The sequence below is a fragment of the Amycolatopsis jejuensis genome (assembly GCF_000717335.1).
Taxonomy (GTDB): Bacteria; Actinomycetota; Actinomycetes; order Mycobacteriales; family Pseudonocardiaceae; genus Amycolatopsis; species Amycolatopsis jejuensis.
In genome coordinates, this window is record NZ_JNYZ01000005.1 from 467274 (window position 1) to 477042 (window position 9769).

Sequence of the window (9769 nt, forward strand, 5' to 3'; positions counted from 1 at the left end):
CTTCAGCAGGCCGACCGTGACCGCTACCTGCGGGGAGGTGTCGGGTGCGGGTGTGTAGGTAAGATGCCGGCAAGCCGGTGTGCGTCGCACAACAGCTTCTTCGCTTCTACGGTTGACCGGCTTCGGTCTGCGCAGCCTGCTCGCCGATGCTTCAGAGCCCAGGGGATCAACCCGGTTCGCCCCGCCAGTCGGTGGTGGAAGCGTTTTCCCGCTGTGCCTCCAGTTCCGCCAGCCGTTCAGTGAGCGCCTCATGCATAAAGGCATAGGAATCGCTGCCCAGGACCAGACGGCGAGGTGCTGGCTCGCGCTGGGCACTCTCGATCATGGCCGCAGCGATCCGGACGGGGTCGCCAGGGCCGGGTGACGCTTCGCGTAGCCCTCGCAGGGCCGCCGCCGGAGTGCCGTCATAGGCGGCGAGGGGCTGGGCCAGCTCGCTTCGGCCGCGGAACTCGGTGCGTACGACGCCAGGCTCGACCAGCGTCACGCCGATTCCGAATGGCACGAGCTCCTGCTGCAGGGCCTCCATGAACGCTTCGATGCACCACTTGCTCGCGTTGTACAGCGCGGCACCCGGCCGCGCGACCTGTCCGCCGTAGGACGACACCTGGAGGATGCGGCCGCTTCCTTGCCGGCGGAGGTGTGGCAGTGCCGCCCGCGCGACCTGCAATGAGCCGATCACATTCGTATCGAGCACGCCGCGGATCTGTTCGTCGGACAGTTCTTCGATGGCTCCGAAGACGCCGTATCCCGCATTGTTGACGACCACGTCGACGGGGCCGACATCGTTGAACGCCCGGTCGACAACCCTGCGGATGGCGGCCGGGTCGGCAAGCTCGAGTTGCCCGACCCACAGGTGCTCACGGTGGGCGGTGCGCAGATCGGCCACGCTCGCCGGGTCGCGCACCGTCCCGGCGACAGTCGCCCCTCGCTTCAGCAGCTGTGTGGCCATCTCGCGTCCTAGACCACGCGAGATGCCGGTGATGAACCACGTTCCGGTCATGTGCCCTCCTGGGGTGGATCGTGCCACGGTTGACCCGCTATCGGCTAGGATATATCGTAGCGTGAAGCTGGCGACGAGCCGGGAAGTACCGACGTTCGGAGGCGCAATGACCGAAACGAGTTCATTTTCCGAAGAGCCGGACTGGGACGCCGCACCGCCGGTGGGTACTCCGGAGCGGGCATTGTGGTTGGCGCACTGGCACTTCGCGTTCGAGAACCCGCATCAGCTCGACATGCTCGAGAAGCTCTACCACGACGACATCGTCTGGGAGGTTCCGGGACGCAGGCAGATTTACCACGGCAAGCGGGACGTGCTCGAAAACTACTTGCGCATCTTCGAGAGTTCGGTCGACTCGAAGCGGACCACGATCGAGCAGTACGCGACGAAAGACCGGGCATTCGACGATTCCGAGTTCACGTTCAAGCTGGTGGACAGCAAGGGTTTCCCGAATCATCCGCTGCCGGTCGGGACGCGAGTGGATCTGCGCGTAGTGCACAACTTCCACATCCAGGACGGACTGATCATCCGCGAAAACGGCTACGAAATGTGGCGACCCGACATCAGCTGGTAGGCCGGAACGAGGAGACGACCACGTGCATTGGGTCACGCGAAGCCACATCCACCTCGATCGCGTCGCTTCCCCTTGGCTGATCCGAAGGTTCGTCGACACCTCGGCGACTTTCGGTTTTGCCGACGAGGGTGAGCGGCCGCCCGATGGCGCCGTCACCTATGCGATGCCGGGGGCACGGTTCGGGGCGCACGATGCCGACGGCAGTACCTTCCGCAAGATCTTGTCCGGCTATGCACTCGAAGTATCGGAGCTGCACCGGATGGCGGCTGTCGTGGACCGCGGAATCGCTCTCGCGCAAGGGAAAGAGGGGTCGGCGTTGTCTGCCGACCTTGAGCAGGCCGCGGTCGCACTGGCGGCGTTCTCGGAGGCAATGGTCGTGCTGCGGCCCGACGACGCACAGAACCTGCGGGACTCGGCGCCGTACTACGACGCGCTTTACCTGACGCTGTGGGCAACGGACTGCGCTCGACCCGCTTTCCCCTCGGACATTGTGGCTCGAATGGCTGCCTATCGCGAGGCCGCCGACTGGGCGTCGTTGCTGCCGCCGTGGTAGCTGCCGGCCCGAGCCACTTCAGAACCGATCGGCAACCAGAGAAACGAGAACCACGCGATGTTCATTGCCAACGTCGACCACCGTCTTACGACCTTTGTGGACGGTTCCCCCGTCGATGTGGAGACAGCCAGCGGCGGGCGATTCGGGTCCAGCGTGCAGGCCGCGTACGAGCGTTGGGACGAACTGCGTTCGTGGGCGGCCGGGATCGGCGCGGCGGGGGCGCCCGCTTCGATGCCGGCCGAGCTGCAGGCGCCCTCGCCGCGGCCACGGCAGGTCTTCGGAATCGGGCTCAACTACCGCGACCACGCAGAAGAAGCCGGTATGAAGATCCCGGATTTCCCGATGACGTTCACGAAGTTCGCGAGCTGTATCGCCGGACCGTCGACGCCGGTCGGGGTGTCCGGGGACGCCACCGACTGGGAGGTCGAACTGGTCGTGGTCATCGGACGACCGGCGTACCGGGTCACCGCCGCGGACGCGTGGGCGCACGTCGCCGGGCTGACGATCGGCCAGGATCTCTCCGACCGGGAACGGCAATTCGCGGGCGAGCCGCCACAGTTCAACATCGGCAAGTCGCTTCCCGGGTACGGGCCCACGGGGCCGTGGCTCGCCACCGCCGACGAGTTCGCCGATTCCGGCGACCTCGGCATCCGCTGTTTCCTGGACGGCGAAAAGGTGCAGGAATCCCGTACGTCGCAACTCATCTTCCCGGTCCCCGAGCTGATCGAGAAGCTGTCCGCGGATGTCCGGTTGCTGCCCGGCGACCTGATCTTCACCGGCACCCCGAGCGGCGTGGGATTCGCTCGCACGCCCCGGCGTTCCCTGCGACCCGGCCAGATTCTGCTGAGCGAGATCGAAGGAATCGGGCAACTCGCCACCCATCTCGTCTCCCCGGAGCCGACCGTTTCTCCCGTCAGCGCATGAAGACCGCAAGCACGTCGACGCTTCGCGGGCTCTACGCCGATGTGCTCGAGCGATTCGGGGACCGCACGGCGCTGGTTCGCGACGGACGCGCGCTCTCGTACCGGGAGCTGGCGTACCAGGCCAACCAGCTCGCGAATGCGTTGCACGCGAAGGACGTCGGCCCCGGTGATCCTGTCGCCGTGGCGATGGGCAACCGAGCCGAATTTCTCGTGGCAGACCAGGCCATCATCCGGCTGGGGGCCACCAAGGTTCCGGTCAACCCCGTGCTGACCGACCGCGAGATCGGCATGATTCTCGGCGACAGCGGGGCGAAGGTCGCGATTGCCGACCGCGCCTGTGCGTCCGCGATTCAGGCGTTGTCACCGAATCCGGTCGAGCAGGTGATCGCCGTCGACGAGCCGTCCGGCGCCGACCTTTCCTGGGCGGACGTCCTGGCCTCGGCCGACGGAACCCGGCCGCCGGAGGTCGACGTCGATCCAGCGAGCCCGGCGCTGCTGATCTACACGGGCGGGACCACCGGCCGGCCGAAGGGGGTAGTCCACCATCAGCAGGGGATCGTCGCCAACCTGCTCGCGCACGTCATCGAGATCGGGTTGCTCGACGACGAGCGGATGTTGCTCACCACGCCACTGGCGCATGCGGCCGGTTCGCTGGCACAGGCTGGTCTGCTCAAGGGGGCGACGATCCATCTGGAGCAGCGGTTCGATCCCGGCGCGGTTCTCGACCACCTTGCGCAGAACCGGGTGACGTTCACGTTCATGGTGCCCACGATGATCTACCGCCTGCTCGATCGGCTGGAAACGCGTCCGGCCGACGTTTCCTCACTGCGGACTGTGCTTTACGGTGCGGCTCCGATTCTTCGCGAACGGCTGCGCCAGGGACTCGAACGCATCGGACCCGTGTTCATGCAACTGTACGGGCAGACCGAGGCCCCGAACTTCATCACGCGCTTGACCAGGGAAGACCATCTGCGTGGTGGCGGAACCCTTCTCACGAGCTGCGGGCGGCCCGCGTTGCTGATGGATGTTGTTGCTCTCGGCGAAAACGGGCGTCCTGCCTCACCGGGGACGGTGGGCGAGATCGGGGTGCGCGGTCCGTACGTGATGGCCCGCTACCACAACCTTCCGGACATCACCGAGGAAAAGTTGCGAGATGGTTGGCTGCACACCGGAGACATCGGGTTCGTCGACGACCACGGCTACGTCCACTTGCTGGACCGCAACGGGGACGTCATCATCAGCGGCGGCATGAATGTCTACTCCGCTGAGGTCGAGAACGTCTTGCACCGGTGCCCCGGCGTGTCCCAGGTCGCCGTTGTCGGAGTGGCTGACCCGGATTGGGGCGAGGCCGTCACCGCTGTCGTCGTTCCCGATGACAATGACTCGTTTTCGATTTCCGAGGCCACGCGGGTGTGCCGTGCGGAACTCGCGCCGTACAAACGCCCGAAGCATTACGTGCAGCTTGATGCGCTGCCCACCACCCCCTACGGCAAGGTCGACAAGAGGATGCTTCGCACCACCGTGATGTCCGAGGGAGGTTGCCGATGACCTTCATCCGGGATGCCGTCGTCATCGACGCAGTCCGAACACCGATCGGAGTCGGCAAGCCCAGTCGTGGTCAGTTTTCGGGGCTGCATCCGGTCGATCTCGGTGGCCAGGTGGTGTCGAGTTTGCTGTCCCGTAACCAGATCGAAGCCCGTGCGGTGGAAGACGTCATCTGGGGGTGTGTATCCCAGGTCGGAGAACAATCGTTCAATATCGGGCGCAGCACCGCGCTCGCCGCAGGGCTGCCCGAGTCGACGCCCGGCGTGACTGTGGACCGGCAATGCGGTTCTTCCTTGCAAGCACTGGCCTTCGCCGCTGCTGGCGTCCTGGCCGGACACGCTGACGTCGTGATCGCGGGCGGGGTCGAGGTCATGTCCCGGGTCCCGATGTTCTCCAACATCAACGACGCGGACCCGTACGGCCGGGTGCGGACCCGGTACGAAGACCGGCTCGTGCCGCAGGGCATCAGCGCCGAACTGCTCGCGGAGCGTTACCAGCTGTCCCGCCGGTACCTCGATGAACTGTCGGCGACCTCCCACGAGCGAGCGGCTGCGGCGCAACGGTCCGGCGAATTCGACGACGAGATCGTCCCGGTTCTCACCGACACCGGCGAGGTCACGACGGACCAGGGAATTCGCCCGGACACCAACGTAGGCACCCTCGGCAACCTGCGGCCCGTTTTTCGGGAAGACGGCGTGGTCACTGCCGGAAACGCTTCCCAGATCTCGGATGGGGCCGCGGCCCTGCTGGTCACCACGTCGGCGAAAGCGGCCGAGCTAGGAGTGCGGCCGATCGCCCGGATCCACAGCGTGACGACGGTCGGGGTGGACCCGATCCTGATGCTGCACGGCCCGATCGTCGCCACGGCGAAGATCCTCGATCGCGCGGGGCTCTCCCTCGACGACATCGGGGCGTTCGAGATCAACGAGGCATTCGCCTCGGTTCTCGGTGCCTGGTACGCGGCCACCGGCGCATCGCCGGCACGGACGAACCAGCTCGGTGGTGCCATCGCGCTCGGGCATCCGCTGGGTGCTTCGGGCGCGAGGATCGCCGCGACGCTGCTTCACCGCATGCGACGGACCGGCACGAAGTACGGGCTGGAAGCGATCTGTGAGGGCGGTGGCATGGCCAACGCCATGGTTTTCGAACGCTTGTGACGCGCTCAAGACTGATCGTCAACGTCGACGAACGACCTGGAGGTCACCGATGCGAGGTCCGGTAGTGGCGGGGGAGCGAAGAGGCGCGGCTGTCGTCCGGCAGGACTGGTCGAGGGTGAGCGTTCCGTGGCTGTTGCGGGGGAAGTCCACCGGGTTCGACCAGCTCGTGCTGCTCGGGCCCGAGACCGGCACCGTCCACCTGGAACTCACCATCGGCAGGCTTGCCGGGGGCGGGCGCATCCCACCACACGTGCGTCCTCGGGAACAGGCGGTGTACGTCCTTGCCGGGGAGCTCGCGGTACAGCTTGAGGACCGCGCTTATCTATTGGGGCCTGGTGATTTCGCCTTTATTCCCTACGGCGCCCTGCGCGCATTCGCCAATCGCAGCGGCGCGGAGACCCGTTGGGTGGATGCTGGCACCCCGGTTTCGGTGCGGCCGGATTCCGGCCACCGCGACACTTTCTTTCCGGCGGAGGCACCCGACTGCACGGAATCGGCGGCGCCGCCGGATTTCGCCGATCCCGTGCTCCGGCTGGTGGGCCACCATCCGGCGGGGGCGAAACCCTTGCAGATCGCCCATCCCGGCGTGTCGGTCACGATGCTCGTCGACCATGCGCGCGGCGCGGACCTGCTCACCATGTTCATCGTCGACATGGAGACCGATGGGGCGATTTCGACCCATGCCCATCCCTTCGAGGAGTCGTACTTCCTGCTGGAGGGCGAAACGGACTTCGAACTCGGCGGGCGGGTCCACCGCCTCCGCCCCGGTGACACCGCATGGTCCGGGGTAGGCACCCCGCATGCGCCGTGCGGCGACCGGACCGGCCGCGTCCGGTGGCTGGAGGTTCAGGCACCGGTACCGCCGCACCGGCACGCCACCCGGGTACTCGGCGATTGGGAGCGGCACTACCCCGATCGGGGTGATCGCGATCAGTGACCGCAGTCCGGTGATCGAGCGCCGGTGCTACACCCTGAAACCCGGCTGCGCCACCATGTTCTGGGAGCTGCAGCGCGAGTTCAACCAGGGCGAAACCATGCACCCGGTGCTGAGCCACCACATCTGTTATTTCTCGACGCAGGGCGAAGCGACGGAAAGGATCGTGCATCTGTACTCGTTCGATTCGCTCGATCAATGGGACGAGAGTTACCAGCGCGTTTACCGGCAGCATCCGGCGGAGTATTACCGCCGGGCCCGCCCGCTGCTCACCGCGCAGGAGACCACCTTCCTGCGGCCCGGCGGCGGGACACCGATCACCCCGCCGCCGCCTGACCCGACGCTCACCGTCGTCGAGGAACGGTTCGATCTCTGGCCAGGTGCGGCACCGGAGTACTGGCGCCGCTGCGCGGACTTCGAGGACGCCGACCTGCGAGCGCACCGGATCGGCGATTTCGGTTCGCTGATGGGCAAACTGCACCAGATCTACCGCTACAGCTGGTGGGTGGACATGGCCGGGTACCGGCGAGCGCCGTCCGCCTTGAGGTTTCGCCAGGCGGTCGCGTCGTTGACGGCCACCAGCGCGGTCACCCGGCTTCGGCCGGCGCCGCTACCGAGCCATCGGGCCCTGTTCGAGCAAGGGAGTGACTGACGTGAATCCATCGGAGCGAGAGCTGGGCTGGCTGGGCACCGGACGGCTGGGTACCGTCATGGCCGCGCGCCTGATCGATGCGGGGGAGCGGGTGGTGGTGTGGAACCGCACCACGGCCAAAACCGCGCCGCTGCTGGAAAAGGGCGCCCGCCGGGCCGGGAAGATCACGGATCTGGCGAGCTGTCCTGTCGTGTTCGTGTGTGTGTCGGCCGACGATGACCTCCGCCAGGTCGTCGCCGGGGACGACGGTCTGCTGTGCGCGCAGCGCAAACCCGGATTGATCGTCGATTGCTCCACTACCTCGCCCGGGGTATCGGCGGAGGTACGCGCGGCGGCGACCGTTGCCGGGGTCGGCTTTCTCGCGGCGCCCGTCAGCGGGAACCCGAGTGCCGTTGCGGAAGGTGCCGCCTGCATTGTCGCGTCCGGGCCGGAGGCGTCGTTCACCCGGGCCAAGCCGATTCTCGACGAGCTCGCCAAGGTGGCCGTCTACGCGGGCGATGGGGAGCAGAGCCGGCTGGTGAAGCTCAGCCTCAGCCTGTATCTCGGGGTGATGGTGCAGGCGCTGGCCGAGGTCACCAGCCTCGCCGAGAAGAACGGGACCACCCGGGCCGCCTTTCTCGAGTTCTTCAACAGCACGGTGCTTGCCTCGGACTGGGTCCGCAACCGCACCGGCGACCTGCTGGCCTGCGACTGGACACCCACCGGCACCACCGAGACCCTGCGCAAGGACTTCGACCTCGGTCTCGGGGCCGCGCGCGAACTGGACGTGCCGTTGCCGGTCAGCGTCGCCACCCGCGAGCGGATCGGGTCGGCGATCGCAGGTGGCCTGCGGGACCTGGACCTGTTGTCGCTCTACGAGCAGCAAGCGAACGCCGCCGGGGTACGGCCGCCTCCCGGTTCGTGAGGCGACCGCGGGATCAACCGAGCGCGGCCGGCTCCAGTCGGGAGATCCGGTCCACCATGCCTGCCTCGTTGTCCGCGAGGTGATCGGCAACCACGGTGCGGGTGCCGTCGGCATCTCCCGCTTTCACCGCGTCGAGAATGTGCGCGTGGACCTTGACGCGGCGCGTGCGTTCGGCTTTGGTGACCGGAGCGAAGTCGTAGACGAGCCGCGTGTAGCGGGCGGCTGCGGTCCAGAGCTGGTCGAGGGTCCGCATGTCCCATGCCGACGCGGCGGGCGCGACGAGCATGCGATGGAACTCCTGGTGCGCTTGCCAGACTTCCTCGGGGTCGGCAGCGGAAAACCGGCCGAGCAGCTCGGTGAGCGCGCGGACCTGGTCGGCCGACCCGAGTGCCGCGGCGCGGCCGGCGAGTTCGGGCTCGATCATCTTGCGCAGGCCGTAGATCCCGGTGATGTCCTCGCTGGACAGCGGCACGACCCGGGCGCTGCGCGCGTGCTTGAGCTCGATCAGGCCCTGCCCCTCGAGCCGGCGCAGCGCTTCCCTGACGGGAACGTGGCTGAGGTTCATCTGCCGGGCCAGCTCGGCGATCGAGAAGTTCTTACCCGGGGCGAGGACCCCGCGCAGAATCGAGTCCCGGACCTCGACGGTGACCAGGTCGACCGCCGAAACCTGATGTCCCGTCACCGGCCGGAACACGTGCTCGGTCATGCGTTGCTCCTGCCCTGCCCGGTCGTCTTCCGGTCCGCCCGCGTCATCGCTATATCGTAGCCTCTTGCCACTTCGAGGGGGTGAGGGCTCTTCCCAGCGACGTCGAGAGCAGGGGCTGTCGTTGCCGATTTGATAACACCAGATGCTGTTATCACAATCGGGGAGGCAACCGTGCGTACTCTTCGTTTTCGCGAGTACGGATCCGCGCTCGACGTCGTGCACCTGGAAGACGCCGGAGCTCCCGTGCCGGGTCCGGGTCGCCGTGCAGGCCTGCGGGATGAACCCGGTGGATTGGGCGCGGTGCAACGGATTGTTCGCCGGGACGCTGCCGCGGGGGATCGGGCTCGAGGTGTCCGGCATCGTCGACGCGATCGGCGACGGCGGCCGGCGCATCGCTCCCGAAAGCGGTGGAGACGGCGCACCGCGGGCTGGGCGCGCTCGGACTCGACGCCGTGTTGGTGCACGGGGTTGGGACCACGGTCGGATACGCCGCAGTGCCAATCGCGCTCCGGCATAGCCGATCGTGTCCACGAACCGGCGGGTGGAAGCGATTTCGCGGCAGCTCAGGAACTCGGGGTGCGGTGCCAGTTCGGTGAGGACGCGCATCAGCACCACAGCCACGTACTCGGCGATTACGCGCAACTGGCCGCGCAGGGCGAATTCGCGGTACCGGTCGCGCGTATTTTCCGCTGGAGGACTGGTGCGCCGCTGCTGAGCTGGGCTTGTCGGGGATGCCTGGTGGCAAGGTTGTCCTGCGGATTGCTTATGCGGTCGGGGCGGGTTCGAGTACGACTACCGGGATTGTTCGCTCGGTGTAGGTTGCA

Annotated in this window: 11 protein-coding genes; 9 read left to right on the top strand and 2 right to left on the bottom strand. The window is 67.0% G+C overall.

The genetic code is table 11. The features are described 5' to 3' along the window. Window positions 1–166 precede the first annotated feature (166 nt). The gene (locus OO71_RS08720) at window positions 167–1000 is read right to left on the bottom strand and encodes an SDR family oxidoreductase (RefSeq protein WP_033289076.1); all 834 of its coding nucleotides are present in this window, start codon (window positions 998–1000) and stop codon (window positions 167–169) included. Window positions 1001–1106: 106 nt separating this feature from the next. Here OO71_RS08720 and OO71_RS08725 point away from each other — a divergent pair, with 106 nt between their 5' ends. From OO71_RS08725 to OO71_RS08765, 8 genes are read left to right on the top strand one after another with little or no spacing between them, the layout of a single operon-like run. Continuing rightward, entirely contained in the window at window positions 1107–1571 is a 465-nt protein-coding gene (locus OO71_RS08725) for a nuclear transport factor 2 family protein (protein ID WP_162186052.1), read from the top strand. Between the two features lie 22 nt (window positions 1572–1593). Then, a complete protein-coding gene (locus OO71_RS08730; RefSeq protein WP_051791332.1) occupies window positions 1594–2124 on the top strand; it encodes a chromate resistance protein ChrB domain-containing protein in 531 nt (176 codons plus the stop codon). 57 nt (window positions 2125–2181) lie between these two features. Then, complete coding sequence (locus OO71_RS08735) at window positions 2182–3048, top strand: fumarylacetoacetate hydrolase family protein (protein ID WP_033289077.1); 867 nt, start codon at window positions 2182–2184, stop codon at window positions 3046–3048. Then, complete coding sequence (locus tag OO71_RS08740) at window positions 3045–4595, top strand: AMP-binding protein (protein WP_033289078.1); 1551 nt, start codon at window positions 3045–3047, stop codon at window positions 4593–4595. Before OO71_RS08735 ends, OO71_RS08740 begins: the two co-directional genes overlap by 4 nt. A 5-nt stretch (window positions 4596–4600) precedes the next feature. Next, entirely contained in the window at window positions 4601–5749 is a 1149-nt protein-coding gene (locus OO71_RS08745; RefSeq protein WP_033289198.1) for a thiolase family protein, read from the top strand. Between the two features lie 49 nt (window positions 5750–5798). Further along, window positions 5799–6686: a cupin domain-containing protein gene (locus OO71_RS47195; RefSeq protein WP_084144799.1), complete on the top strand. Its 888-nt coding sequence runs from the start codon at window positions 5799–5801 to the stop codon at window positions 6684–6686. After that, window positions 6670–7335 (top strand): NIPSNAP family protein, encoded by a 666-nt coding sequence (locus OO71_RS08760; protein WP_033289079.1) that lies wholly within the window; start codon window positions 6670–6672, stop codon window positions 7333–7335. The genes OO71_RS47195 and OO71_RS08760 overlap by 17 nt, the downstream gene beginning before the upstream one ends. 1 nt (window position 7336) lies before the next feature. Further along, a complete protein-coding gene (locus OO71_RS08765; RefSeq protein WP_033289080.1) occupies window positions 7337–8239 on the top strand; it encodes an NAD(P)-dependent oxidoreductase in 903 nt (300 codons plus the stop codon). A 13-nt stretch (window positions 8240–8252) separates the two neighbouring features. Here OO71_RS08765 and OO71_RS08770 read toward each other — a convergent pair whose 3' ends face one another. Next, window positions 8253–8945 (bottom strand): GntR family transcriptional regulator, encoded by a 693-nt coding sequence (locus tag OO71_RS08770; RefSeq protein WP_033289081.1) that lies wholly within the window; start codon window positions 8943–8945, stop codon window positions 8253–8255. A gap of 142 nt (window positions 8946–9087) precedes the next feature. On the opposite strand from OO71_RS08770, the gene OO71_RS53300 reads away from it, so the two are divergent. Then, window positions 9088–9462 carry an alcohol dehydrogenase catalytic domain-containing protein gene (locus OO71_RS53300; protein ID WP_425388658.1) on the top strand — a complete coding sequence of 125 codons (375 nt, stop codon included), beginning with the start codon at window positions 9088–9090 and terminating at the stop codon, window positions 9460–9462. Window positions 9463–9769: the final 307 nt, after the last annotated feature.